General features: G+C 42.8%; 22 protein-coding genes. 12 read left to right on the forward strand and 10 right to left on the reverse strand.

Going from position 1 to position 26,401, the window contains the following annotated elements; translation table 11 throughout:
- Positions 1 to 79 precede the first annotated feature (79 nt).
- Positions 80 to 634: a NifU family protein gene (locus tag ACVW0P_RS04045; RefSeq protein WP_354430266.1), complete on the reverse strand. Its 555-nt coding sequence runs from the start codon at positions 632 to 634 to the stop codon at positions 80 to 82.
- 192 nt (positions 635 to 826) lie between these two features.
- Entirely contained in the window at positions 827 to 2,173 is a 1,347-nt protein-coding gene (gene purB, locus ACVW0P_RS04050; protein WP_457130948.1) for an adenylosuccinate lyase, read from the reverse strand.
- Positions 2,174 to 2,288: 115 nt separating this feature from the next.
- On the opposite strand from purB, the gene ACVW0P_RS04055 reads away from it, so the two are divergent.
- The 4 genes from ACVW0P_RS04055 to ACVW0P_RS04070 all read left to right on the forward strand — a co-directional run bounded on the left by ACVW0P_RS04055 (position 2,289) and on the right by ACVW0P_RS04070 (position 9,018).
- Complete coding sequence (locus ACVW0P_RS04055; RefSeq protein ID WP_457130949.1) at positions 2,289 to 2,915, forward strand: TetR/AcrR family transcriptional regulator; 627 nt, start codon at positions 2,289 to 2,291, stop codon at positions 2,913 to 2,915.
- 102 nt (positions 2,916 to 3,017) lie between these two features.
- Entirely contained in the window at positions 3,018 to 4,433 is a 1,416-nt protein-coding gene (locus ACVW0P_RS04060) for a TolC family protein (protein WP_457130950.1), read from the forward strand.
- A gap of 36 nt (positions 4,434 to 4,469) precedes the next feature.
- Positions 4,470 to 5,567 carry an efflux RND transporter periplasmic adaptor subunit gene (locus tag ACVW0P_RS04065; RefSeq protein WP_457130951.1) on the forward strand — a complete coding sequence of 366 codons (1,098 nt, stop codon included), beginning with the start codon at positions 4,470 to 4,472 and terminating at the stop codon, positions 5,565 to 5,567.
- A gap of 31 nt (positions 5,568 to 5,598) precedes the next feature.
- Positions 5,599 to 9,018 (forward strand): efflux RND transporter permease subunit, encoded by a 3,420-nt coding sequence (locus ACVW0P_RS04070; RefSeq protein WP_457130952.1) that lies wholly within the window; start codon positions 5,599 to 5,601, stop codon positions 9,016 to 9,018.
- Between the two features lie 72 nt (positions 9,019 to 9,090).
- Here the strand turns inward: ACVW0P_RS04070 and ACVW0P_RS04075 are convergent, their stop codons facing one another.
- Positions 9,091 to 9,627, reverse strand: a complete 537-nt coding sequence (locus ACVW0P_RS04075) for a hypothetical protein (RefSeq protein ID WP_457130953.1) — start codon at positions 9,625 to 9,627, stop codon at positions 9,091 to 9,093.
- 136 nt (positions 9,628 to 9,763) lie between these two features.
- Between ACVW0P_RS04075 and ACVW0P_RS04080 the strand changes: the two genes are divergently transcribed.
- The 3 genes from ACVW0P_RS04080 to ACVW0P_RS04090 all read left to right on the forward strand — a co-directional run bounded on the left by ACVW0P_RS04080 (position 9,764) and on the right by ACVW0P_RS04090 (position 11,175).
- Positions 9,764 to 10,249 carry a DUF4126 family protein gene (locus ACVW0P_RS04080; RefSeq protein ID WP_457130954.1) on the forward strand — a complete coding sequence of 162 codons (486 nt, stop codon included), beginning with the start codon at positions 9,764 to 9,766 and terminating at the stop codon, positions 10,247 to 10,249.
- A 98-nt stretch (positions 10,250 to 10,347) separates the two neighbouring features.
- A complete protein-coding gene (locus ACVW0P_RS04085; protein ID WP_457130955.1) occupies positions 10,348 to 10,965 on the forward strand; it encodes a TetR/AcrR family transcriptional regulator in 618 nt (205 codons plus the stop codon).
- Positions 10,966 to 10,983: 18 nt separating this feature from the next.
- A complete protein-coding gene (locus ACVW0P_RS04090) occupies positions 10,984 to 11,175 on the forward strand; it encodes a hypothetical protein (RefSeq protein ID WP_457130956.1) in 192 nt (63 codons plus the stop codon).
- Between the two features lie 27 nt (positions 11,176 to 11,202).
- Here the strand turns inward: ACVW0P_RS04090 and ACVW0P_RS04095 are convergent, their stop codons facing one another.
- The 4 genes from ACVW0P_RS04095 to ACVW0P_RS04110 form a co-directional block, all read right to left on the reverse strand.
- On the reverse strand, positions 11,203 to 12,243 hold the full coding sequence (locus ACVW0P_RS04095; RefSeq protein WP_354430284.1) for a PorP/SprF family type IX secretion system membrane protein: 1,041 nt from the start codon (positions 12,241 to 12,243) through the stop codon (positions 11,203 to 11,205).
- Positions 12,244 to 12,250: 7 nt separating this feature from the next.
- Positions 12,251 to 16,408: a PKD domain-containing protein gene (locus ACVW0P_RS04100; RefSeq protein ID WP_457130957.1), complete on the reverse strand. Its 4,158-nt coding sequence runs from the start codon at positions 16,406 to 16,408 to the stop codon at positions 12,251 to 12,253.
- Positions 16,409 to 16,580: 172 nt separating this feature from the next.
- Positions 16,581 to 17,819, reverse strand: a complete 1,239-nt coding sequence (locus tag ACVW0P_RS04105; protein WP_457130958.1) for a nucleoside recognition domain-containing protein — start codon at positions 17,817 to 17,819, stop codon at positions 16,581 to 16,583.
- A gap of 133 nt (positions 17,820 to 17,952) precedes the next feature.
- Entirely contained in the window at positions 17,953 to 18,297 is a 345-nt protein-coding gene (locus ACVW0P_RS04110; RefSeq protein WP_457130959.1) for a hypothetical protein, read from the reverse strand.
- Positions 18,298 to 18,522: 225 nt separating this feature from the next.
- On the opposite strand from ACVW0P_RS04110, the gene ACVW0P_RS04115 reads away from it, so the two are divergent.
- The 4 genes from ACVW0P_RS04115 (at position 18,523) to ACVW0P_RS04130 (ending at position 21,422) form a co-directional block, all read left to right on the forward strand.
- Positions 18,523 to 18,951 (forward strand): OsmC family protein, encoded by a 429-nt coding sequence (locus tag ACVW0P_RS04115; protein ID WP_457130960.1) that lies wholly within the window; start codon positions 18,523 to 18,525, stop codon positions 18,949 to 18,951.
- A gap of 8 nt (positions 18,952 to 18,959) precedes the next feature.
- On the forward strand, positions 18,960 to 19,487 hold the full coding sequence (locus ACVW0P_RS04120) for a maleylpyruvate isomerase N-terminal domain-containing protein (RefSeq protein WP_457130961.1): 528 nt from the start codon (positions 18,960 to 18,962) through the stop codon (positions 19,485 to 19,487).
- Entirely contained in the window at positions 19,488 to 19,799 is a 312-nt protein-coding gene (locus ACVW0P_RS04125; protein ID WP_457130962.1) for a hypothetical protein, read from the forward strand. It abuts the gene before it with no gap.
- Positions 19,800 to 20,057: 258 nt separating this feature from the next.
- Entirely contained in the window at positions 20,058 to 21,422 is a 1,365-nt protein-coding gene (locus tag ACVW0P_RS04130; RefSeq protein WP_457130963.1) for an OmpA family protein, read from the forward strand.
- Between the two features lie 148 nt (positions 21,423 to 21,570).
- On the opposite strand, the gene ACVW0P_RS04135 is transcribed toward ACVW0P_RS04130, so the two are convergent.
- Both ACVW0P_RS04135 and ACVW0P_RS04140 read right to left on the reverse strand, forming a co-directional pair.
- Positions 21,571 to 21,954, reverse strand: a complete 384-nt coding sequence (locus ACVW0P_RS04135; RefSeq protein WP_457130964.1) for an SRPBCC domain-containing protein — start codon at positions 21,952 to 21,954, stop codon at positions 21,571 to 21,573.
- Between the two features lie 103 nt (positions 21,955 to 22,057).
- Positions 22,058 to 22,651 carry an acetate uptake transporter gene (locus ACVW0P_RS04140; protein ID WP_457130965.1) on the reverse strand — a complete coding sequence of 198 codons (594 nt, stop codon included), beginning with the start codon at positions 22,649 to 22,651 and terminating at the stop codon, positions 22,058 to 22,060.
- 104 nt (positions 22,652 to 22,755) lie between these two features.
- On the opposite strand from ACVW0P_RS04140, the gene gpmA reads away from it, so the two are divergent.
- Positions 22,756 to 23,445: a 2,3-diphosphoglycerate-dependent phosphoglycerate mutase gene (gpmA, locus tag ACVW0P_RS04145; RefSeq protein WP_457130966.1), complete on the forward strand. Its 690-nt coding sequence runs from the start codon at positions 22,756 to 22,758 to the stop codon at positions 23,443 to 23,445.
- A gap of 69 nt (positions 23,446 to 23,514) precedes the next feature.
- On the opposite strand, the gene ACVW0P_RS04150 is transcribed toward gpmA, so the two are convergent.
- Positions 23,515 to 26,328, reverse strand: coding sequence for a prolyl oligopeptidase family serine peptidase (locus tag ACVW0P_RS04150; RefSeq protein ID WP_457130967.1), 2,814 nt, complete (start codon positions 26,326 to 26,328; stop codon positions 23,515 to 23,517).
- Positions 26,329 to 26,401 lie beyond the last annotated feature (73 nt).

The following is a 26,401-nucleotide window of genomic DNA, read 5'->3' on the forward strand; positions in this document are numbered from 1 at the left end:
GACACCTGCATTATTGCACAAAAAAGCCGATTGAAATTCAATCGGCTTTTTAATATCTAATAAATGTAATCCCAACAAACTATAATGCTTCAGAAACCACTTCGGTAACTTCAGGAACCATGCGTTTAAGCAGGTTTTCAATCCCCGATTTAAGGGTTACGGTAGATGAAGGGCAACCACTGCATGAGCCACGAAGCTCAACGGTAACTACACCTTTTTCATCAAACGAACGGTAGGTGATAGCACCACCATCCTGCTCAACAGCAGGGCGTACGTAATCGTTCAATATCTGCTGGATCTTTATTTCGGTTTCGGTCCCTTCAAAGGCAACATCGGTTTCCTGCTCAACTTCCTGCACTTTAAGTTCAGACTCCACAGCACCTTTCACAAACTCTTTCAGTATTGGCTGGATATCGTCCCAGTCGCTGCCTTCAGTTTTAGTAACCGTTACAAAGTTGCTGGCAAAAAACACGCCGTTAACAAAACTGAATTTGTATAATTCCTTTGCAAATGGTGCTTTTTCGGCACTTTCCCTTGTAGCATAATCCACGCTTCCGTTGACAAGCAACTTATTTACAATAAACTTCATTGTTGCCGGGTTGGGGGTGGCTTCGGTATATACGCTGATATTCATGGATGTTAAATTTAATAGTAAACAAATGTAATCAGGTTTTTGATTAAAGCATCCTCACAAAAGTGATTTGACCTGTTGATGACTTAGCCTTCACCAGGTCATTGCGAGGTACGAAGCAATCTCTTTGCTCTAAAGAGCGGCTCTGCCGGAGTAGGGATTGCTTCGTACCTCGCAATGACGCGTGTTTTTATACTATATCCCTGTGTAATTTTGCGGTGTTATTGCTTTTATTTCATTTTTAACGCTATCGTTCACCTGTAAACCATCCACAAACTCGGCAATGGTTTTGGCGTTAACCTGCGTATTAGTACGGGTAAGCTCTTTTAATGCCTCATAAGGGTTCGGGTATGCCTCTCGGCGTAATATGGTTTGTATCGCCTCTGCAACAACAGCCCAATTAGCTTCCAGGCTGGCGTTTATGGCAACCTCGTTAAGCAGTAATTTATTCAGTCCTTTTACGGTAGATTTTATAGCGATCAGCGTATGCGCAACCGGCACACCTATATTACGAAGAACTGTAGAGTCGGTTAGATCGCGTTGCAGACGGGAGATAGGAAGTTTAGCGGCGAGGTGTTCAAATAAAGCATTCGCGATCCCCAGGTTACCCTCGCTGTTCTCAAAATCGATGGGGTTCACCTTATGCGGCATAGCCGAGGAACCAATCTCGCCTGCTTTTATCTTCTGCTTAAAAAAGTTCATAGATATGTAGGTCCACATATCGCGGTCAAGGTCTATCAGAATATTATTGATACGTTTCAAGGCATCGCACTGCGCGGCAAAGTTGTCGTAATGCTCTATTTGGGTCGTATACTGCGAGCGGTGCAAACCCAGTATATCATTTACAAAATGGTTTCCAAAGTCTTTCCAGCTAATTTGAGGATAGGCTACATGGTGTGCATTAAAATTACCTGTAGCACCGCCAAACTTTGCAGAGTATGGTACAGATTTTAAATGCACCAATTGATTTTGCAAGCGCTCTACAAACACGCTGATCTCTTTACCCAAACGGGTAGGTGATGCAGGCTGGCCGTGGGTATGTGCTAACATCGGGATGGCATCCCAGTCATTAGCAAAACCTTTCAGTTGCTCAACCAAATTGGTTATCTCAGGGTAGTAAACTTCTGTTAATGCAAGTTTAAAAGTCAGCGGAATAGCGGTATTGTTGATATCCTGACTGGTTAAACCAAAGTGAATGAACTCTTTGTATTCCTCTAATCCACCCAAATCATCAAATTTTTTCTTGATGAAATATTCGACGGCCTTAACATCGTGGTTGGTCGTTTTCTCTATCTCTTTTATACTCTCGGCATCAGTTTCAGTAAAATTTCGGTAGATATCGCGTAACTTTTCGGTATAAGTTTTATCAAAAGTACTTAACTGGGGCAGCGGATGCTCGCAAAGTGCTATAAAATACTCTATCTCTACATAAACCCTATATTTAATAAGGGCGTATTCAGAAAAGTAAGCGGCTAATGGTGCTGTTGTATTACGGTATCGGCCGTCGATCGGGGAAATGGCGGTTAGGGAATTCAATTCCATTGAAAGGGTTTTTTTGCAAAGATATACAATTGTGGAAAATGAGTGATTGTCAGAAACAAGTAATTTACAATGGAAACTTTGAAATCTAAAAATGTTTCCTTAGTTTTGACTAATAATGTCAAACAGTCAAACAGATAGAATAATTTTAGGTGCCGAAGAACTGTTTTTAACAGCCGGCATAAAAAGCGTTACCATGGATGATATAGCCAGGCACCTGGGGATGTCAAAAAAAACCATCTATCATTCTTTTAGTGACAAGAATGAACTTGTAATTGCCCTGGTTGAAAAGAAATTGAAGGAAGACGAGTGCCAGATTGCTGTCATCATCAATACATCATCAAATGTAATAGAAGAAATGATCAATATGATGAAGTGTTCTGAAGAGATCTTTGGGCGGATAAATCCCATTGTAATTCACGATATGCAGAAATATCACCCGGATGCATGGGTAAAGTTCCAGGATTTTAAAGCCGATGTGATCATTAAAACATTGGAAGAATTGTTGATAAAAGGTATTACACAGGGTTTCATTCGCGAAGATGTGGATGTAAAGATCTTAGCTAAGATGCGCGTTAACCAGGTAGAAATGGGCTTTAACACACTCATATTCCCGGTTTCGCAATTTAGCCCCTGGAAAGTTCAGTATCAATTGCTTGAGCATTTTAACTACGGTATATGTACATTAAAGGGACACGAGTTACTGGATAAATATAAAACAGAACACCTTGAAAAAATGAATTAAGAGTTGAGCACTGCTGACATACCGTTGTCAATAAAAACGTTTGCTTTGCCATATAACAATAAAAAAACAAACAATAATCTATCATATACACATCACTCACAAATGAAACGAATACTCACCCTACTATTACTACTAACGGCTGCCTCGCGTGGGTTTTCGCAAACGCAGCCGGCGCCGCAGGCGTACAGCTATTCAATACAACAAGCTGTAGATTACGCCTTAAGCCACAAGGATTCGGTTATAAACGCCGGCCTGGATGTTAAAAGCGCAGAATATAAAGTAAAAGAAACCGTAGGTATAGGCTTACCGCAAATTAATGGTAGTGCCACTTTCCAGGATTATTTAAAGATCCCTACTATTTTGTTTCCCGACTTTATTACGCCATCTATTTACCAGGTACTTATAGATAAAAATATAAAAGATGGCGCAGGCAACCCAATAACCCAACCAACGCCGGGTGCACCGCAGCCTGCGAGCTTTACGCAAAAGTATAACTCCAATTTAGGAGTTACCTTAAACCAGATCTTATTTGATGGCTCTTATCTCGTTGGCTTAAAGGCGTCTAAAACCTATAAGGAACTTTCGCAGCGCTCACTGACACGCACCAAAATAGAAACCGGTGTAAGTGTTACTAAAGCCTATTACCAGGTTTTGGTAAGTAACGAGCAGATTAGGTTATTAGATGCCAACATCGCGCAGCTAAAATTACAGGTTGATCAAACCACGGCCCAAAACAAACAAGGTTTTGTAGAAAAGATCGACGTGGACCGTATCAAAGTGCAATACAACAACCTGGTTACCACTCGCGAAAACACCATTAGGTTACTTGTATTGAACTATCAGATGTTAAAATTTCAGATGGGGATGCCTATTGAGTACGATCTGCAATTAACAGATAAACTTACAGACGTTATGTTGCAGGCAAACAATGAAGTTGCAGATATTGCAAACGATACATCTTTTTACAGGAAACGTATCGAATATAACTTGTCAGAAACAGCTGTTGCGTTAAACAAACTTGATCTGAAACGTAAAAAAGCGGCTTACTTGCCAACATTATCTGCTACTTTGAATTCATCGATAGCTTATCAAAGCAACACATTTAATACATTGTTTAACACCAGCTATCCTGCAACGTATGTAGGCCTTAATCTATCGGTGCCTATTTTTAACGGTTTCCAGCGCCGTTACCAAGTTAAACAAACTCAGATAGCAGTTCAAAAATCGGAAGTGGCTCTGATTAGCCTTAAAAACGCCCTGGGTTTACAGGCCAGCCAGGCACGTATAACTTACATTAACGGCTTGCAATCGCTTAACAACCAAAAAGAAAGCCGTAACCTGGCCGAGGAGGTACTAAGGGTATCAAAAATTAAATATCAGCAGGGGGTAGGCTCAAGTATCGAGGTTACACAAGCACAAACAGCTTTAGAAGATGCCAACAATAAATACATCCAAAGTTTATACGACTCGCTGGTTAGTAAGGTAGATTTGGATAAAGCATACGGACGAATTCAATAATAAACACACTTAAACTACACATATACAATCACTCAAATGAAAAAATTAATATACATACCGGCATTGTTGTTACTGGCAGCGTGCTCAAGCAAACCAAAAGATAAAAAAGCAGAACTTGCTGATCTGCAAAAACAACAATCTGAAATTAACGCCCAAATAACCAAGCTACAATCTGAAGTTGGCGATTCTACCAAAGCTATTGAAGTTGGTGTTGCCGAAGTTAAAACCGGCGCGTTTACCAACTATGTACAAATACAAGGTAAGATCGACGCGCAGGATAACGTTACCGCCTATCCGCAATCCCCGGGTACTATTACAGCAATTTACGTAAAACCGGGCCAGCATGTTAGCAAAGGCCAGTTGCTTGTACAGTTAGACAACAGTGTATTGCAGCAAAACATCGCGCAATCGCAAGCGCAGATCGATCTTAACCAGCAGTTATATAACCGTCAGAAAAACCTGTGGGATCAAAAAATTGGTACTGAAGTGCAGTTTTTACAAGCGCAAACTACATTGCAGGCAAGTAAAAAAGGCTTATCAGGCTTGCGTTCACAAGCTAACTTATACCGTATTGTGTCGCCAATAAGTGGCACCATCGACCAAATGGACCTTAAACTTGGGCAGGTTGCACAACCGGGCACAAACGGCATTCGCATTGTAAATGCCGATATGCTAAAAGTAAAGGCCGATGTTCCGGAAAGCTATGCAGGTAGCGTTGGGACAGGCAACGAAGTTTTGATCGTAGTACCTGATGCTAAAGACTCTTTAAAAACCAAGGTGACTTTTGCCGCTAAAGCCATCGATCCAACTTCACGTAGTTTCGCGGTTGAGATAAAATTACCGGTGCGTAAAACACTTCGCCCAAACATGACAGCTATTATCAAAATAGCCGATTATTCTAAACAAAATGCTGTTATAATACCTGTTAAGGCTATCCAGAAAGCAGAAGATGGCGATTACGTTTTTGTAAATGAAAATGGAATTGCTAAGCGTAAAACCATTAAAGTAGGTGTAACTTACGGTGGCCAGTCAGAAATATTATCTGGTTTAAAGGCTGGGGAACAACTGGTTACCGAAGGTGCTGCCGATATTGAAGACGGCGACAAAGTAAAAGTGTTACAATCTGCGATCTAATTTAACAACCACACACTGATCTACTAAATATATGAAAGATCTTAAAAAAGAATTTGGCCCCTCAAGTTGGGCCATTGATAACAAAACCGCTATATACGTACTCATATTTATGATCACGGTACTGGGTTTGGTTAGCTACAACAACCTGCCGAAAGAAAACTTCCCGGATATCGCTGTACCAAAAATTTTCATCACCACACAGTTTTTGGGCCAGTCACCACAAAATGTTGAGAATTTGGTTACCAGGCAACTGGAGAAAAAGCTTAAATCGCTTAAAGGTTTAAAAAAGGTTACCTCAAACTCGGTACAAAACGTATCTATAATTACAGCCGAATTTAACGCCAACGTTAAAACAAAGGATGCTAAAATAGATGTAAAAGATGCGGTTGATAAAGCCAAACAGGATTTGCCGCAAAACGATAACAACTTTAAAGAGCCTGTTATATCTGATGTTAACGTTGCCGATCTGCCGATCCTTTACATCAATATATCTGGGGATTATGACCTAAAACGATTAAAGGAATATGCCGACATTTTAAAGGATGAGATAGAAAGCTATAAAGAGATCTCGAAAGTGGATGAAGTTGGTGCCTTAACGCCCGAGATACAGGTGAATGTTGACATGAATAAAATGGCAGCAGCACAAATAAGCTTTAATGACATTACTCAGGCTATCGGTAACGAAAACATACTTTCATCAGCCGGTACCATTAAAACCGATGGGGTACGCCGCAGTGTGGATATCAAACAGGATTTTAAAAATGCCGACCAGGTAGCTGCAATGGCTATCCGTAACCCTAAGGGGCAGGCAGTTTACCTGCGCGATATTGCCGAGATAAAAGATGCTTTTTTAGAACAGGAGAGTTACGCGCGTTTAAAAACCCCAGAGCAATCTAAATTTAAAAATGTAATAACGCTTAACGTTAGTAAAAGAACAGGGGAGAACTTAATTGAGGCATCTGACAAGATAAACGCTTTGATCAAAGAGAAACAAAAAACATCGTTCCCTAAAGGTTTAAATGTTACCGTAACCGGCGATCAATCAGATAAAACACGTACTACGCTTAACGACCTTATCAATACCATCATTATTGGTTTTATACTGGTAACCGTTATCCTGATGTTTTTTATGGGTACTACCAACGCCATATTTGTGGCGCTATCGGTACCGTTATCCTGTTTTATCGCCTTTATTGTGATGCCATGGATAGGCTTTACGCTAAACATGATCGTTCTGTTCTCCTTCCTGCTCGCATTGGGTATTGTGGTGGATGATGCGATCGTTGTTATCGAGAACACGCACCGTATTTTCGCGAACGGTAAAGTACCCATTAAAGAGGCGGCTAAAATGGCTGCCGGCGAGGTATTCCTTCCGGTATTTTCCGGTACCATGACAACGCTTGCACCATTCGTACCGTTAGCATTCTGGAATAGTATTATTGGTGAGTTTATGTTCTTTTTGCCTATAACACTTATCATTACTTTGCTTGCATCATTGGTTGTAGCTTATATCATGAACCCGGTGTTCGCGGTAGACTTTATGGAAGCGCATCATCCGGGCGAACACGATAACCCTAAGTTTGATAAAAAAACAAATCGCACGTTGCTTTACATGGCCGGCGCTGCCGTTGTGGGTTATTTGATCAACTTTGGTATAGGTAACCTGATTGTGCTGTTTGTAGTATTGTACCTGTTAAACCACTTTGTATTGTTAAGGGTGATAGACAGGTTTCAGAATAACGCCTGGCCTAAGTTCCAAAATTGGTATGCCAAATGGCTGGAAAAAGCGGTACAAAGGCCAATAACTATGCTTGTAGGTACATTTGGGTTATTTGTTTTGTCTATTGTGCTACTAATGACCATCGGTAAAACACCGGAGTTTTTCCCATCCGGCGACCCTAACTTTGCCTACGTATACATAACTATGCCAATAGGTACCGACCAGGCTACTACAAACGAAATAACCAGGAAAATAGAAAAACGCGTTGCCGAAGTTGTTGAGCCTAATAAGGATATTGTATCGTCTATCATATCTAACGTAACCAAAGGCGTTACCGACCCGCAGGATGAAGATCAGGGAGATTATCAAAATAAGAGTAAGGTAACCGTAGCCTTTGTTGAATTTGGCGAGCGTGATGGTAAGGATACTAAAGAGGTTTTAGCAAAGATCCGTAAAGCTGTACAAGGTTTTCCGGGTGTTAAAATTGCAGTAGCGCAAGAGGCCAGTGGCCCGCCGGTACAAAAAGATATCAGCATAGAGATTATCGGTGACAACTTAGATTCGCTGGTAAAAACAGGCAGCCGTTTAAAAACCTACCTGGATAAGCAAAACATTGCCGGTATAGAAAACCTGGTTGCCGATGTACAGAATGACAAGCCGGATATTGTTTTCGACATTGACCGGGAACGCGCAAACCGCGAGGGTATAACCAGCGCACAGGTAAACCAAAACTTAGGTACAGCAATATTCGGTGCGAAGGCAGCAGATTTCCGTAATACCAAAGAGGATGATTACCAGATAAAGGTTAGGGCGATGGAAGAGCAACGCAGTAATATTGATGAGTTGCGCAACTTGAAAATTACCTATCGCGATCTGGCAACAGGCGGCGCGATACGCCAAGTGCCTATTTCTGCCTTTACCGACATCCGTTATACCAATACCTTTAGTAACATTAAACGTAAACAACAGCGCAGGGTGCTTACATTAGGCTCAAGCGTTATTAAGCCTTACAATGCCAACGAGGTAAACGCCAATATTTTAAGGGCCGTAGGTAACTTTAAAAAGGACGAGAACATTACCATAAGGCAAGGTGGTGGCCAGGAAGACCAAATGGAGGCTGTGACGTTCCTTGGTGGTGCAATGGGAACTTCATTCGGGTTGATCCTGATCATCCTGATGATCCAGTTTAACTCGATAGGTAAAACGTTCATCATCATCAGCGAAATCTTCTTCAGTATCATCGGGGTGTTCCTTGGTGTAAGTATCTTCGGGATGACCATGGCCATTGTAATGACGGGTATAGGTATCATAGCCCTTGCGGGTGTAGTGGTACGTAACGGGATCTTGCTGGTTGAGTTTACCGATATGCTGATAGACCAGGGCGCAAACCTGCACGACGCAGTGGTAGAAGCCGGGCATACCCGTATGACGCCGGTATTATTAACTGCGACCGCAGCCATACTTGGTTTAATACCATTAGCCGTAGGTTTCAATATCGATTTTGTGGGCTTGTTCACTCACGGTGCGCCGCACATCCACTTCGGTGGTGATAACGTTGCCTTCTGGGGCCCGTTAGCGTGGACAATGATCTTCGGTCTTGGTTTCGCTACAATTATTACGTTGATACTTGTACCATGTATGTACATTATCCGCGTAAACATGAAAAACTATTTCTTCGGTGATAAAAAGAAGAAAGCCGAGAAACCAAAACTGGAAATAGCAGAGGCATAATTCAAATAAATTTATAAATAAAAAAGAGCCGCACAGTTGTACTGTGCGGCTCTTTTTTATTGCAGATGTTTGTTATTTAAAACGCTGCTTTATGCCTTTTAAGGACGCCAAAATCTTACGTACTTTTCTTTCACGCCTGCTTCCGGCATCAAGTGCGTCATAAACCAGGCCTGCTGTTATAGCATAAATGCCATGGTGCAAAACATCAATGGCGATTTCCTGAGGTTTCTGCTGGTTTATTGGTTTGGAAGCATCGTGCTTAGGCAGCATAACCAAAGCCGTGCCCCAAACCGCTCCAAAATGTACCAGTGAAGCTGAGAAACCTTTCAAGCCTGTAAGCCCAATTAAGCCACGTGCTACGCCCCAGGCAGTACCATAACTCCAGTGGATCTCTTGCGATAGTAGTTGCTTGTCCTGCTTGCTTGCAGGCTTAAACCCGGCTGTATCTTCAGCAACTTTAAGTGTGGCGTCGCTGGGTTCGCGTTTGGTTATTTTCATTTCGATCATTTGCGATAACGTCATAGCGGCAGTTGCAACAACGCCGGCTATTAAGCCTTTGCCAATGGCAGCACCTAATGTGCCAGTTGGATTATCTTCGTGTAGTTTCATAGTTAGTTTAGTTTTGTTAACAGACAACAACCTATTTTACTTATTGATTTACATTTTTTAACTGAACCTACAACTACATGTTGGTTAATATTTAGGAATGGTTATTGCATAACTGAAGCATACAATACATTAATATATGGATCGTAAAACAATAGAAGCCGTTAGCCAGGCAGCGGCACTGGGTGCAATTGCAGGCATGCGTACATTTTCGGCACCTGTAGTGGTTAGTCATGCATACAGCAGGCATCCTTCAAAAAATATAAAAAATACGCCATTAGCATTTATGCAGAACATGGCCACTTCAAAAGTTTTTAAGGTTTTAGGAGCGGGGGAGTTGGTTGGTGATAAATTGCCATTTGCACCAAAACGTACAGCGGTGGGTGGTTTAATAGGTCGTTTTGTTTCAGGCGCGCTATGTGGTGCAACCGTTTTTAAGGTAAATCACAAACAACCAATTATAGGTGGATTGATAGGAGGGGCGGCAGCAATCGGTTCGGCATTTGGTTGTATGTTTTTACGCTTGAGCCTCGGGAAACGCACAAGGATACCCGATGCCGCAATTGGTGCTTTCGAAGATATTATCGTAATAAGCGCCGGCACCGCGCTGGCAAAACAACTGTAACAATTTCATGTTAAATTCATCTTTCTCGTAAGGTTTGATATCTTGGCTGGTAATTTGATAGTTTTGTTAAAAAAGTCAGGAAGACAACTTTAAATAAAATGAGCGCAGCTAACGACCAGCAAGATATTAAACGCGAAAAAATATTAGAAGCATCGCACCAGCGGTTCCTTCATTACGGTTATTCTAAAACCACTATGAATGAGATAGCAGGCGATCTTTCGATGTCGAAAGCATTGTTATACTATTATTTCCCGGATAAGAGCGAACTGTATATGGCCGTTATGCGCAAGTTGGCTTCCGATTATCTTAAACAACTGGAAAATAAGGTTGGCCATTTTGATGACCTGCGCGATGCTTTTCTTTTCCAAGTGAATACCCACCACGATTTCATCATAAACAATTATAACTTTTTCGATTATTTCCGACTGAACGAACAAAACCTGCCCGATACTATATGGGAAACGGTGAACCATATCCGTAATGCCGAGATCACGTTATTAGCTAACGCGATAAAAACCGAAACAGAAAAAGGCAATATAACCCCAGTATCAAACCCAGTAGAGGTGGTAGAAGTATTTTTAGATGCATTACATGGTATTAAGGTTGGCGGTGCTGTTCCGCAGAAAAAATTAAACTTCCCTCAACGCGAACAATTGGATGAGATCCACAACAAACGCCTGTTACTGATAGATATTTTTGTTAAAGGCCTGCATTAGGCTCGGTTCAAACCGGTCTTGATCGCAATATTCACCACCAGTATTTTATGGATAAGGCAGGCATCGGCAATGGCGATCAGCTTTTACGCTGCTAACTATAAATTCATTTCGGCATCCATACCAATAGATTCTAATGCTGGTGTTAGTTACTATCCTGGTCTACCCAACCAATATCCGGTTTTTCATCTTGGCGCCCGCGCCACCGTTTAGTTAATTTAAGAGTATAAAATTATTGATTTAATAGAAATCGTAACAACGGCTTGCACCATAAAATTTACGTTCACCGTCTGAGCGGGACGGCAGGGTAGTTTCGTACCCGATGCTTCCCTCGGTTGTGCCACTTGTATTGCTATAATTTAAGCCTCCTGCGGGTACGTCATGGCTTACGCCGAAACGCAACTTCTCGCCGCCTTCTTTATTAATAAACAGATCAAAGATCAACGAAACCACAAACGCGCTTGGCCCGCCTGCACCGCCGCTACGGTACCATGCACCTACATTAATACTGCGGCGTTTGTACTGCATGCCCGCGCTAATTGATTGCGCCTGCGCCTGTTTATAAAAAACCACCGATGGGATGATGTACGATTTATCCTCGTCATCAAGGTTATCGTCACGGGTGAGGTTATATCTGAAGCTGGCATGCAGGGTTCCACGCATGGGCAGTTTTGACGGCGTACCGGTAAACGATTCGTTAGGGCGGTTAATGTGTTGCGCGGCGCCACCTATGTTAAAGTTTTTAAGCGTAAGGTTTATTCCGGCACCGGCGTCAAAAAAGAACTTGTTATTAAAATCGGGTTTGGCTGCGCCGGTTATTACGCTTGGGTCGTAACCTAAACGGGGGTCTATCTGGTCGCCAAAGGCAAGTTTGCTAAAATCAACCGAACGATTAGTTACACCCGCTTGCAAACCAAAAGATAGCACAAAATCCTCAGACCCTACGCTATAAGAGTAAATACCGGCAATGTTGTTTTTATTTAAATAGGCGGATCCTTCGCTGCTACGGGTAAATATCAAACCTAAACCACCGCCAAACTCGGGCACTTTATAATCAATAGAGGCCGACAAGTAAGACAGGCCGCCAGGGATCGATGTATATTGATTACGATAGATGAGGTTCATGCGCAAATCGCCTTGAAACTGGCCATTTAAAGCCGGGTTAAGATAAATAGGCGAGTTAAAAAACTGCGAATACATATGATCTTGTGCCGACGCATTAAAGCATCCTGCCAAAGCCATGGTTAAAAGTAAAAGGTAATATTTTATCGGTCCCTTCATTCTCCCTTTATCTTAATAAATGTATATAGCCGCTACGTTTAGGTAGCGATCCGTTGTATGACATTCCCTTCCACTCGGTACCATTAATAAATGTGGCCGAAGCCTGCCATATGTAAACGCCTTGTTGCAAGGGTGCGCCTTTAAATGTGCCATCCCAACCTTCTGTAGGATCGCCATTGGCACCTAAGGCCGTTGTTTGCCATATTAACTGGCCCCAATTGTTAAATATTTGAAGTTGCCATTTAGCAACGCCAGATCCTTTGGCTGTAAACTTTTGCAGATCTACTGTAGGGCCACTCGGTTGGAATGCATTTGGTAAGTAAAGAGAGCCCGGTATGCCGGTTATTTGTACTTGCTGACTAAATGTGCTATCGCAGCCATTAATATCAGTGGCTTTAAGCGTAACCACATATTTGCCGGTATCTGCATAAGTATGGCTGGCGTTTTGCGATTGTGAACCACCGCCATCACCAAAATTCCATACAAAGGTTTTAGGGCTGCCGATAGTACGGTCAATAAACTCAAAGTGATAATTTGGAAGATTTGTTATCAATCCCGGCTTTACTTCGAAGTTAGTACCTGGGGGCTCCGTGATATTTATATAATCCATATGGATTTTTTGGGCTGTACAACTTGTTGCAGGTATAGTGGCAGTAAGCGTAACGGTGTAAGGCGTATTACGAGCTGCATATTTATGCGGTGGCGGGGAAAAACCTGAAAACGGGGGCCTGCCGTCACCAAAATCCCAGATATAACTCATAGATGATGCTTGTGTGGTAGGATCATCAAGCGTTTTATTGGTAAAGGTTACGACAAGTTCCCTGCAGGCCGAGGTAAAATCTGAGGTAAAATCCGGCCTTGGGTTATTGTGTACAATAAATTGCAGAACATTAGATATTTTATTATCACATGTATTTTGCGTGCTAAGGGTAACATAATAGATACCTGGTGCCGGGAAAGTATAGCTAAAGGCACCTAAGCCGGCCGACTTTGTATCATTAAAATTACCGTTAGAATTTGTTATAAAATAGGTATACGTATTTCCGGGCGTTGAATTATTGAATATTTGCGCCGCGAATGCACCCTGGCATCCTTCTAAAGGCCCTGTTGCAAATATTTGTGAATCGAAAGAAGCCGCGTCTATTTTTATTGGGATATGCACCGTTTCGCCGATAGAGTTGCAATATCCTCTTATCCTCATAAACAAAGTATAGTTACCCGGGTCTGATATCGGGCCAATATTTACGGGACCTTTACTCGTAGTTATGACAGGGTTAAACACCAGGGTGCTATCCGTTTTATCGGCGTTATTATACTTATAAAAATAATAAGTATAATCTATGTTGGTGCCCGGCGAATCGTTTTTCATGCTTAAGGTTACAGGAGTACAAGCTGTGACCGTTGGCGGAATAATATGCGCCACCGGCAACAAAGGCCTTATAGTAATGGTTTGTATGCTTGATGTTGCAATACCGCAAGGGCTGGTAATAGTTAGTTTAACATTGTATACAGCATCGCTTCCGTCATTATTTGGCCGGAAGAGATTAGACGGATTTGCTAATATTGAGGATGTAATAGTGCCGTTTTTTTCAAATTCCCATTTAAATGTACTGCCGCTCATAGGTGCAGATGCATCGGTAAATTGTACCAAAGTATTACCGCACCCTGCGCTACCGGGCAGGTCATGGGTAAAATTTGCAACCAGTGTTTTTGGCCCTACGCTTACAGTAAGTACAAAGATATTTGTTGTACATGAACCATTTGTGGCGGTGATATTATAAGTAACTACCGCACTGTTGTTTATATCACTGTTTACTAAAACATCATTAATAACGTTCCCGCTGCCTGATGCCGCATAGCCACTTATGGTTGTGGATGTGTTCGCAGCGTCAACCGTCCAATTAAAGGTGCTTGCCGCAAGCAATGAAGTAATGTTATAGCCCAGCGCCGCACCTGAGCATGTGTAAAACTTATTAGTGCTGGTGATAGAATTATCGGGCTGGAAACTTATCGTGATATTATCGGGTATCTCATTACAAGGCGCGCTAAGGCTGGTGTAACCCGTCAGTGTAAGCGTTACTGTCCCGGCGGCGTACTCTGCTGCTGTAGGGGTATAAGTACTTGTAAGGCTGTTACGGTTACTAAATGCACCAGCTCCGCCGCTCCATTGTACACTATTTACCGTGCCGTTGGTAATTATGCCTTGCAACGCCACAGGGTTACCAATACATACAGGCGGGCTTGTACCCGCGTCAATTACCGGTGCTGATTGAAATGTTAACACCTGCGAATCTGTAGCAGGAGAACCGCAGGCACTTTTTGAACTGACACTTATGGTATAAGCCGCCGCATCTTTAAATAGTATTTGAGGATATCTCGAACTTGCCGATGTACCGCCGGTAAACTGGAAGGCGCCGCCGGTCACCGTCCAGGTATAATCGCCGGGGCCGGGTTGAGAGCTGCCGCTAACTATAGATTGTGTAGGGCCGGGATCGCCATTAAACGTATAGGTTTGGTTAATACCACAAATGTTTTTATTTGCTGATAGCTGCGCTACGGGCGGGCCGTCAACAACGATTGTCTCGATATTAGGCGCAGATACAGTACCGCAGCTTTCTGTTTTTACTTCCAGTTTTACCGTATAAACCCCGGGCTGGTCAAATAAAAACTGCGGGGTTACACTTGTCGCATTAGTACCGCTATTGTATTTAACAGGTGCAGGTCCGGTCACCGTCCATTTAAAACTATTAGTAGCGTTACAGTCGGCACGAACTATTGATGTGTTATTAGGGGTAAGGCTTAATGGCAAACAACCCGAATTTACCGGTACGGTGTACTTAGGTTCAGGTGCTTCCTGAATACATATGTCATATTCCTTTTCAAGCACTCCGCATCCACCAACACCATTTTGTAGCTTTAATTTTACCTTATAAGTGCCAACAGCATTAAAAGTGTACTTAAAAGTTTTGGTTAGGGGTTGATTTGCTATAATTTGTACGCCATTAATAAACCAGGTATAAAGCGCGTCGAGGTTCTTACAGTCAGATGTGTTGTTGTTGGGGTCCTGGCCTGGGTCGGAAATGTTGGGATTAAAGGTAACCTGACTACCCAGGCAAGCGGCTATGGGGTGTGTAAAATCGGTATTGGCAGGCGTAACAACCCTTATGTATGCTACACCTGGCAACACAGAGGTGCTGCCACAATAATCATTAAAAGGTGCAAGCTCTACCCTGAACACGTTTTTTAAAGTGCCCACATTGTTACCGCATGATGCCTTGGTGAAAACATGGCTGATAGCGTTGCCATTGGCAATAATGTCGCAATAACGGTAAGTAGTTGAGGTGCCATCGCCCCAAGTAACCTTATAAGTGAGGCCGGGATAGTTATATTTAAAACCATTGCCCTGCCCGTCATCGATAACTAACGGGAATACCGCCGGGCTGCCATTTGCGCAGGGTGTAGCATTGTCGGCATTACCTATAGAACGGTATATTTCATTATTTATAAGCGTGTAACATTTCGTACCAATTACGCCGCCTTTTGCAGCCGTTACGGTAATTGTATAGTTTGCCGCATTTGCGGGGAAGCTACCCGGCACAGTGCGTGGGGTGCCTTCTGTAGCCTGTGTTATTTCGTTAAAGAAACTGGCGGTTGCGGTGGCGCCCGATGTAGAAGTACTTGAAAAGGTATAAGGCGAACTGCCGGAACCCGAGCATGAGCCAAAAACATCAGGGTTGCCCGAACTAATGGATTGCGAAGCAATACCCGCTAAAACTCCCGCACTGCCGTTAATTGTAAATGCGGAAGACGTGCCAACTATACCAACCGGCGATGTAGAAATAACCCTGACTTTATAACCTGTACCAGCAGGTGTACCTCCAGGTATGATGCCGTTTACAAATGTCGCATAAAAACCGTTAGTGAAACCAATTTGTATTTGTGACGCAAAACTGCCCGAAGCATCAGAAAGATATAATCGGTAAACGTTATTTGTGAAAAAACAGCCTCCGCCATTGTTCACATTTATAGGTACACCAATAGATGATCCCCCTCCGTACGGCCCCGGATCTATTGCACCCACGGTAATAGTTTGTGCCGAAGCAGTTGCTATTGCAAACAGGGATATTAATACAAGAAATAGACGTTTGGTAAAAATTACACCCATCACACTATTCAAAATCAATTCATACAGATCACGTCGATAACTAAAACGTCAAACGCGTGAATACTTTATGCTTGTAAACTGAAGTTTACTGCACCTTTGTACGTAATTAAATTTGCTGTGTTACAACAGAATCGATTAAAATTAAACCGGAAAGGGGGCTTCCGGCTATTGTTTAGCCAAAAAACAGATACGAGATCAAGATGGCTGCTACCACGCCTGCAAAATCGGCCAGCAAACCTGCCGGGATAGCATAGCGTGACCTTTTAATACCTACCGAACCAAAATATAGGGCTACAATGTAGAACGTGGTATCGGCCGAGCCGTTGAATACAGAACCCAAACGGCCCGCAAAACTATCAGGCCCGTAAGTTTGCATTACGTTTATCATCATCGCTTTAGATCCCGAGCCACTTAAAGGTTTCATGTAAGCAACCGGCATCGCATCTACAAAGCGGGTATCCAAGTGGGCCTGGGTAACCGCCCAGCGTACGCCGTTGTTAACGTACTCTAAAGCGCCGCTGTTGCGAAAAACGCTGATAGCAACTAACATTGCAACCAGGTAGGGGATTATCTTTACAGATACCTCAAAACCACCTTTAGCACCATCAATAAAACTTTCGAACACGTTTACTTTTTTATAAAGTGCCCCTAAAATAAATATAGTAGGTATTAGATAGATAAGAAGATTGCTTGACACTTTAGACACTGTGGTAATTTGCTCTTTATCCAGGTACTGCGTAAAGTACCAAACCAGCGCAAGTATAAAGGCCGTCATCCCGCCAAGCCAGCTGAGGATAACTTTATCGAACAGGTTTATTTTTTGTTTAATGGCAACCGCTACCATCCCCACAATAGTAGCTACGTAGGTAGCTATGATACAAGGAATTAAAACATCAGCAGGATCTTTGGCATGAAGTATAAAGCGCTGTGCTATAATGGTTACCGGCAGCAATTGCAGGCCCGATGTGTGCAGCACTAAAAACATGATCTGCGCGTTTGAGGCGGTTTCTTTATTAGGATTGAGTTCCTGCAAGCTACCCATTGCTTTTAGCCCGAGCGGGGTAGCGGCATTATCTAAACCAAGCAAGTTAGCCGAAAAGTTCATCATCATTTGCCCGGTGGCAGGGTGCTTTTTAGGTACTTCGGGAAATAAGCGGCTCAGGAACGGGCCAACAATACGGGCCAGGAAATTCATGGCCCCTGCTTTTTCGCCAATGTTTAGGATGCCCAGCCATAATACCATATTACCGGCAAGAGGCAGGGCAATGTCCATCACCGAGGCTTTGGAGCTATCAAACATACCATCAACCAGAAGTTTAAACGCTTCTGTATCACCCAAAAACACCAGTTTACAAAACGCTATTACAAAAGCGATAAGGAAAAAGGCGATCCAGATGTAGTTTAAGGCCATAGAGATTAATTGAAGCCATGAAGTTAATTTTTTTTGGATAATTTACCACGATCAAGCCTATTTTAATATCAAATATTTGCTTCGCGATAAAAGAAACAGCCTTTAAATTGCAACACCACTTAAACCCATTGCGTTAATTATAAGCAGTGATGCCTTTACCGGCCACTATCCTAAACGTATACTCGCGGCGGGTGGGGTTGTAGGGTACTGCATCGTTAACCATAATATAGATAGTGCCAAGATCTTTAACTACAATCGTTTGTACATCGGGCGTACTGCTTTCTTTATTAATGTATTGCGATACCGAGTTATAGATCATATTATATTGCCCCAATCCGTTGGTTTCCATTTCGATATACATGCGCCTGCCATCAACACGGATGCTGTTGGTAACATAAGTGCCGCCGGGGATCTTAAGGTCGTATTTGCGGGTGTTTTTTTTCTCGTCTTTTTTGGTAAGCGTGTAACCCTTTGCCATAAAAAGGTATCGGCCTTGTTTATGTTGTTATGTAACAGATAGCTTAGATCATCATAAGAGATCAGGTTGGTTTGCGCGAAACCTGCAGTTGCGAAGCAAAAGAAAATAACGGAGAACAGTAGCTTTTTCATGTAGTTAGTACTTTGGGTATTTAACGTGAATATAGCATTTTGGTATTTTATTATGCGGCCAAAAACCTAACTTAGCATAATTATTACACTGCTTATGCCTACTATAAACTTATCCCGCGTTAGCGGCGAATATGGCTTTGAAGCCACCGACGAATACGGGCACACCGTACGTATGGACAGCAGCACTGAAAGCGGCGGCCAAAACTTTGGTGTGCGCCCTATGCAAATGCTTTTAATGGGATTGGGCGGATGCTCGGCCATTGATGTTATCGCTATCCTTAAAAAGCAACGCCAAAACGTTACCGACTATAAAATGGTGATTGCAGGGGAACGCGAAGCAGGTAAGGAGCCATCGCTATGGCAGAATATCACGCTCGAGTTTCATATTTATGGCAATGTTGACGAAGATAAAGCCAATAAAGCGGTAGAATTATCGCTTAACAAATATTGCTCTGTAGCCGCGACGCTCTATAAAGCCGCTGCTGACATTCAATGGAAGGTAATTATCTATCCTGGTGAGTAACATTTGTTATGCAGCAGGCGATACCTATACCAACATTGCAATTATTCCCGATACTGGATAGATTGCTGATTGAGCTGCTTGCGTCCTTATCTCCCGAAGACTGGAACAAACCTACCGTAGCACGTCTTTGGACGGTTAAAGATATTGCCGCGCACCTGCTTGATGGCAACGTGCGCGGCATTGCTATTTTAAATGGGCACGAAGCGCCGCCGCCAGCCAAGCCAATAAATAATTACCAGGACCTGGTAGAATTTCTGAACCAGCTTAACGCTACCTGGATTAATGCCATGAAAAGAGTGAGCCCACAACTGCTTACACAACAACTGGAAGATACAGGCAAATCATACCTTGAATATTTAAAAAGCTTAGAACCGTTTGAGCAGGCAAAGTTTTCTGTTGCCTGGGCAGGAGAGGAAACATCGCTAAACTGGTTTCATGTAGCTCGCGAGTACACGGAGAAATGGCACCACCAGCAACAGATACGCGATGCTGTCGGCAAGCCGGGCATTATTACAAAGGAATTATTTTTACCCTGAATGGATACGTTTATGTATGCCCTGCCATTTACCTACCGTGATATTAAGGCAGATGCAGGAACAATCTTGAAAATCACCGTAAGCGGTGATGCTGGCCGCAATTGGCATCTGCAAAAAATATCTGACGGTTGGGAATTATCTAAAGAGAATCTATCGCCCGACATAACATCCGAAGTTGTTTTATCGCCCGACACCGCCTGGAAGTTATTTACAAAAGCCATCAGCCCGCAAATTGCAATGGGCCTTTCCACTATCAAAAGTAATACCAACCTTGCCAAAACTGTATTTAATACCATAGCGGTAATGGCTTAATAAGGCGGTATTGTATCTTTTTGGGGTCACACGGTTATTTCATGCAACCTTTGTCGACAATCATTTTGACCATATTATTTAATAGGTCAGTATTTTAGTATAATTTGCTATAGATTAAGATTTTACTTGCTGTTTATTAAAATTTAATGCTGTTATAAACTATAGTTAATAAAACTAAAAATGCTTACTGGCATCAATGTTGGTATGTGGGATATGTTCGTTCATCCATTTTAACGGACACCCCAAAATTGAAATAACATGAAAACAAATTTAAAAAAAGCATCCTTACTACTTACCGGATTGTTGGCAGGTAGCACTCTATTCGCACAAACCGATTCGGTTAATACAACAAACTATGTAAAGCCTTTTTCAGGCGGCCCGGTTAAAACATGGTCTATTGGTATCCATGGTGGTTTATTAACCCCCTTCACAATTTTCGGCGCTAATGGCCGTCAGGATTTCCGCCAGCCACAATCAGAACTTGGTTACGGCGGTTACATTAAGAAACAATTTACACCAACGTTTGGCTTACAAGCTGATTTCCTTCGTGGTGAAGTTAGTGGCCAAAGGGGCCAGGTAGGTGGTGTTACTGATCCTACCAGCTTTAACACAAAACTAAGCTGGTCTGGTGCATTAAGCACAAACATCACGCTTGGAAACATTAGCTGGTTTCATGCAAAATCATCTATTCAACCGTATTTAACAGCTGGTGCAGGTTACATGGGTTACAAAACAACCACTACCGATGCAACAGGTAACACAACTGCTTACACCAACGGCGCAGGTGAAAATTCAATAAAAGAATTTTTCATCCCAGTTGGTTTAGGTTTTAAAGTAAACTTAGGTAGCAACGTAAATTTAGATTTAGGGTACCAGGTTAACTTTGTACAGTCTGACAACTTTGATGGTTATAATGCAGGTAACACTAACGACAGGTTCTCATATGCCCACGCTGGTTTAGAATTTTTGTTAGGTAGTTCAAAAACTCCTAATATGTCAACTTACAACCCGGTAAACTCAATGCGTACCGAGTATGTATGGCAGAATGCGCAAACAAAAGCTTTATTACAGGCTCAAATTGATGCAGAAAAAGCTAAAAACGACCAGTTACGTAACGACCTGAACACTACTAACGCTAACTTAGCTAAGTTAACTGTTGATAGCGATGGTGACGGTGTATTAGACATTAACGATAAATGCCCTAACACACCAGCAGGTACCAAGGTAGATGGTTCTGGTTGCCCATTGGCTAAACCGGTTGTTTACATCACTGAAGAAGACAAACGTGTTGTTAAAGATGCGATCAACAATCTTGAATTTGATTTGGGTAAAGCAACTATCCGCGAAAAATCATTCCCAAGTTTAGACCGTGTTGCTAAGTTGTTAACTGAGAAAAACTTCAGCTTAAAATTAGCAGGCCACACAGACAACACCGGTTCTGATGCCTTAAACTTAAGGTTATCTAAAGACCGTGCAGAGTCTATCAAAACTTACCTTGTAAGCAAAGGTGCTAACGCATCACGTGTTGAGGCTACAGGTTACGGTGAAAGCCAGCCAATTGCTACTAACAAAACAGCAGCAGGCCGTCAGCAAAACCGTCGTGTAGAGTTTACTTTATACTAAGGGATAGATTCACGACCTTAAGAGTCAGGAATCAAATCTCCTAAATTAAGAAGAGCCGCTCCAAAATTGGGGCGGCTCTTTCTTTATATAGGGATTTTCTTATTCTGTCTTGATTCTTGCTTATTATTATTATCTCGCCTCTGTCTTACTATCCTAAGGCAAAGAAATCGGCAAGGTTACCAAAATAGCTATCATCCCAACCCTCGGCAATATCGTTAAAATCATCCTCGGGGATATTGGTATGCCTAAGTTCGATAGAAGAACCGTGCTTATCGGGGTGGATCTTGATAGTTACGATTGATTCTTCACTTTGCCCGTCGAAATACCATTGCTGTACAATCTTTTTATCCTCTTCAAATTCGATATTCTTACCTATGATACTGCCTTCCCATAGTGAGAATTCAGAATCGGGCTCCGTACTCATTTCTGCTTTTTCGCCCGTCCACAACTCCAGGGTTAGCGGGTTTGTAAGTGCCGTGTACACCTCTTCTGGCGTAGCCAATAACAAATAATATTTTTTTAGATCTTTCACCTGCGCAATTTAGCAGAAATAATTGAGAGCCTCGCCAAAGGTGAGGACTTTATAATATACGTTAATTTTATGCCTTCCCTTTGGATCATGGGCAGGGGGCAGGTTACTTCACTGTCCCGATAGGCATTACTTCCCGGCCGTAAACTTCGTTCAAAACGCCCGCAATACCTGTATAAACGGCCGATAACCCGCAGATGATACCTTCGTAACCTGCAAGGTGTTTAATACTTTCGTTACCGGTAGCATCGCCCCAAACCAATAAGCCAAACAATATAGTTAACGAGCCGAATACAAATTGTAGGGCGCGGTTCAATTTTAGCGTACCAAAAAAAAGGCAAAACGTGAAGAAACCCCACATACCCAGGTAAGCACACATAGCCCCTTCTGATGCTTTAGGTGCCCAGCCCAGTTTTGGCATAACAATTAAACCTACCAGCGATAGCCAAAAGAAACCGTAGGAGGTAAAGGCTGTTAAGCCGAATGTGTTATTCTTTTTTGCTTCGATAACACCGGCAATAACTTGCGCCAGCCCGCCGTAAAAGATACCCATAGCAAGTATCATGGCATTAAGCTCAAAAAAGCCGGCATTGTGAACGTTCAGTAAAACGGTTGTCATGCCGAAAGCGCAAAGGCCAAGCGGTGCAGGGTTGGCAATGCCATCCTTTACAACCATAGGTGTAGGAGTGGGAGGTATCATAATAAAGTCTAAATTTGGTTTATAAAATGCAATCTAAATCTTATAAATCGAATTAGCAATAGTTTTTTAAACTCAAATGGCGATTGCGTGTTAAACTATCACTTATGCAAAAATTAGTGTTGATACGCCACGGCGAAAGTGTTTGGAACCAGGAGAACCGCTTTACGGGCTGGACCGATGTTGACCTTTCTGAAGAAGGTTTCAACCAGGCTATTCGCGCAGGGCAGTTGCTTGCCAAACATGGCTACACCTTTGATATGGGATTTACTTCTGTTTTAAAACGTAGCATAAAAACCATGCACTTTGTATTGGAGCAAATGGATGCATTGTGGATTCCGGTGCATAAATCCTGGCGATTGAACGAACGGTTTTATGGGGCATTACAGGGACTAAATAAAGACGAAACAATAGCGAAATACGGCGAAGATCAGGTGCAAAAATGGCGTCGCGATCCCCATGAAAAACCGCCTGCCATAACGGAGTTGGACGAACGCTTCCCCGGGCATTATTTAAGATATAACGATCTTACTTACCGTGAGCTCCCGCTAACAGAGAACCTAAGCGAGACTATGGACAGGGCCTTACCTTTTTGGCATGAAAGCATCGTTCCTGCCATTCGCGAAAATAAAAAAGTGATCATCTGCGCACACGGCAACAGCCTGCGCGCCCTCATCCAATACATCGAAAACCTAAGCGACGAGGAAGTAACAAAACTGGATATCCCCACCGCAACACCCTGGGTTTACGAGCTGGATGATAGGTTGAATTGTATTAAGCATTATTATTTAAAGTAAGGTGAGTAGAGAACGGTGAATGGTTGCATTGTGTTTATCTGACAATTCAACCACTCACCACTTACCCCTTTACTGCTCGCCACCGAAACCTAATCCCCAGTCTTTTCCCTTATCAACAGCAGGCACTCCTTTATCAAGCCATACCGGCATTGGGCCACCTTTCAAGAAATGGTCAAAAAATTGTGCTTCGCGGATGCTAATGTCTTTACGGTTTTGGCGTTTTACAAGGTTGTGGGCTTCGTCGTTATACTGTAACAACCAAACTGGTTTACCCAATCTGCGCAGGGCCGTAAACATCTCTATGCCCTGGTACCATGGCACGGCGCCATCAGCATCATTGCTCATAATAACTACCGGGGTTTTTACTTTAGGTAATTGAAACAGAGGAGAGTTCTCGATGTATAAATTTGGTTTATCCCAAAGGCTTGCACCGATACGGCTTTGCGTTTTCTCATATTGAGATTGACGGTTAATACCGCTTTCCCAACGAATACCACCGTAAGCCGACGTCATATTTACCACTGGGGCACCCGCCCAGGCAGCCGCGTACATATTAGTTTGCGTAATTAGGTATGCTACCTGGTAGCCGCCCCAGCTTTGCCCTTGTATTCCAATATGTTGCCCATCAACCCAAGAATTTTTCTTTAACGCCTCCACACCCGAGTTTACGTACTCCACAGCTGAGGCACCTGGTTGGCCGGTTTCATAGCTAATATCCGGCGCGAATACCAAATAACCGTTACTTACAAACCAAGAGATTGGCAGGCGAGATGGCGTAGGGGAAGGGGGCATGTAATTATACAATCCATCAGATAGCTTTTCATAAAAATAAGCGATCATCGGGTATTTCTTGGCCGGGTCGAAATCTTCTGGCTTGTACAAGATCCCTTTGGATCTGTAGCCCTTAGGTGTTGTCCATTTTACCAGTTCGGCAGTGCCCCAGTTATATTCGGCTTGCTGCGGGTTGATAGCGCTTAGTTTTGTTTCCTTTACCAGATCTGTTGATACATAAAGATCTGGCGATTGCGTGTAGTTGTATTTAGTAAAAATAAACTCGTTTGCATATTTTGCTTTTTGCAGTCCGCTGAAGCCCATTTGCGCCATTACCACCTTTTTAGGGGCATAATCGCTGGCCAACTCCTTTTTATAATAGCCCCATTGTTTGTTCTCATCGTTTTGTACGATCATCCATAACGATTTTTTAGATGGAATGAATTTCTCCTCGGGATCGGTATTGTTGTAACGGAACTCCAGTTTATACCTGCGGCCCATGCCATTGGTAAAATTGGTAGCATGGCCTGTAGCAGGGTCTATAGCCCAAATATCGTAACGGTCATAGATCAGCACACGCCTGTCGTTTTCCTCCCAGTCTGCCACGCCGTATGCCGACGGATCATCTGGTACGTCATTATCTTCCACACCAAATTTCACCCCAAGCCGTTGGGTAATGTTTATTTTTTTACCGGTAGCGATGTTATAAGTATGCCAGTTTTGATCTTTCGAGTCGAACCAAAGCACATAGCCGCCGTTTGGCGAAATGCTGTAACGGCCTTTAATACGGTCGTTTATGCGCAACCGTTCACCGGTTTTGGTATTAATAAGATATGCCGCCTGTTGCGAGCCGCCTTCCCATTGGGCTTGTACGCGCGCACCGGTATCGGTTAAACCTAATACAAATGGGGCGTCGTTATTAATTGATATCGAGGTCTCGGGGATGCCCGGGTCACCTAATTGAATCAATTTCTTCATACCATCCGCCGGGCGAATAACTGCCTGGTAGCTGCGTTTGAGTTCGCGCTGCAGGTTTTTCAATTGTTGCGGTTGAAGGTAATCGTCTTTATAATTCCAGATATCTACACGGGCGTTTTCAAAATCAACCAAGGCGGTGTCGGCTGGTTTGGGGATAGGGGAAGTACCAAAAAAGAGGTTATTCCCGCTTTTACTGAACGACATCTTGCAATCTCCGCTAACAGCCCATTTTATAGGCATACCTTCAGAACCGGGGCCGGCAATTACCGTAGCGCTATCTTTAAATGCGGTATAATAATACAACTTAAATGGTTTTACCGTAGCCTTCTCCGGGTTCTTTTCGGCGGTAAAAGCCAATTGCTTGCCGGCATCATCAAAGGTTATGTTTTTATAACTGCCGCGCCCGGTGCTTAATGTTTTAAGCGAATCGTGCTCTACATCGTACACAAACAATCCCGACTTAACTGTTTTGTTCTTCTTTGGTGCTGTAACCGAAAATGCAAGCCATTTGCCATTTTTAGTAAGTTGGTAATCGCTCACATAATTAAAGCTGCGGGTTTTGCCGTTAGTCAATTGCTGAATAGTAAGTTCTGCCCCTTCTTTAGTTGATGGCGCAATGGTAGCGGCAATAGCTTTTTTTGAAGTGTCTGATGGCTCGGGCTTTTTCAATGTATCAACGGTAGAAAGATAAGCGACAACTGCTGCTTTATCTGCTATTTTAAAAGTGCGTATGGAAGGTATTTTCTTAATGATATTTTTACCGAGGGTAAGGATGCCCAATGTATCCCTGGGGAACTCCGATTGCTTTTTCTTTTTGATTTTAGCCTGGCGAATGTCCTTATAAAACGGCCTGAGCAGGAACACGGCATATTTAGAATCGGGTGTAAAGCGTACCGTATCTGCACGTGGAATGGTTATTTTATTTTTCCCTTTAACATCTAACACCGAAAGATTGGCATCGCCCTCTTGTGGCTTTACCACGTAAGCTATCCATTTACCATCGTTGCTAATTCGCTCGTTGGTTATACTCTGCCAACCATCGTAAACGGTTTGATCGAGCGGTTTTTTGGATACCTTTTGTGCGCTAACACATAAACTGAAGAGCAAAAACGCGGGCAGTAAAATTATTTTCATAAAGCGGAATGGTGTAACCAGCCCTAATATCTTAAATTTAACGCTTTGCAGGGGAATGAAATGAAAAAGTTAC

The sequence above is a fragment of the Mucilaginibacter sp. UYNi724 genome, from assembly GCF_054057495.1.

Coding starts and splice junctions, on each gene's coding strand:
- ACVW0P_RS04045 (WP_354430266.1), bottom strand. CDS start 634: ATGAATATCAGCGTATATACCGAAGCCACCCCCAACCCGGCAACAATG.
- purB (WP_457130948.1), bottom strand. CDS start 2,173: ATGGAATTGAATTCCCTAACCGCCATTTCCCCGATCGACGGCCGATAC.
- ACVW0P_RS04055 (WP_457130949.1), top strand. CDS start 2,289: ATGTCAAACAGTCAAACAGATAGAATAATTTTAGGTGCCGAAGAACTG.
- ACVW0P_RS04060 (WP_457130950.1), top strand. CDS start 3,018: ATGAAACGAATACTCACCCTACTATTACTACTAACGGCTGCCTCGCGT.
- ACVW0P_RS04065 (WP_457130951.1), top strand. CDS start 4,470: ATGAAAAAATTAATATACATACCGGCATTGTTGTTACTGGCAGCGTGC.
- ACVW0P_RS04070 (WP_457130952.1), top strand. CDS start 5,599: ATGAAAGATCTTAAAAAAGAATTTGGCCCCTCAAGTTGGGCCATTGAT.
- ACVW0P_RS04075 (WP_457130953.1), bottom strand. CDS start 9,627: ATGAAACTACACGAAGATAATCCAACTGGCACATTAGGTGCTGCCATT.
- ACVW0P_RS04080 (WP_457130954.1), top strand. CDS start 9,764: ATGGATCGTAAAACAATAGAAGCCGTTAGCCAGGCAGCGGCACTGGGT.
- ACVW0P_RS04085 (WP_457130955.1), top strand. CDS start 10,348: ATGAGCGCAGCTAACGACCAGCAAGATATTAAACGCGAAAAAATATTA.
- ACVW0P_RS04095 (WP_354430284.1), bottom strand. CDS start 12,243: ATGAAGGGACCGATAAAATATTACCTTTTACTTTTAACCATGGCTTTG.
- ACVW0P_RS04100 (WP_457130957.1), bottom strand. CDS start 16,408: ATGGGTGTAATTTTTACCAAACGTCTATTTCTTGTATTAATATCCCTG.
- ACVW0P_RS04105 (WP_457130958.1), bottom strand. CDS start 17,819: ATGGCCTTAAACTACATCTGGATCGCCTTTTTCCTTATCGCTTTTGTA.
- ACVW0P_RS04110 (WP_457130959.1), bottom strand. CDS start 18,297: ATGGCAAAGGGTTACACGCTTACCAAAAAAGACGAGAAAAAAAACACC.
- ACVW0P_RS04115 (WP_457130960.1), top strand. CDS start 18,523: ATGCCTACTATAAACTTATCCCGCGTTAGCGGCGAATATGGCTTTGAA.
- ACVW0P_RS04120 (WP_457130961.1), top strand. CDS start 18,960: ATGCAGCAGGCGATACCTATACCAACATTGCAATTATTCCCGATACTG.
- ACVW0P_RS04125 (WP_457130962.1), top strand. CDS start 19,488: ATGGATACGTTTATGTATGCCCTGCCATTTACCTACCGTGATATTAAG.
- ACVW0P_RS04130 (WP_457130963.1), top strand. CDS start 20,058: ATGAAAACAAATTTAAAAAAAGCATCCTTACTACTTACCGGATTGTTG.
- ACVW0P_RS04140 (WP_457130965.1), bottom strand. CDS start 22,651: ATGATACCTCCCACTCCTACACCTATGGTTGTAAAGGATGGCATTGCC.
- gpmA (WP_457130966.1), top strand. CDS start 22,756: ATGCAAAAATTAGTGTTGATACGCCACGGCGAAAGTGTTTGGAACCAG.
- ACVW0P_RS04150 (WP_457130967.1), bottom strand. CDS start 26,328: ATGAAAATAATTTTACTGCCCGCGTTTTTGCTCTTCAGTTTATGTGTT.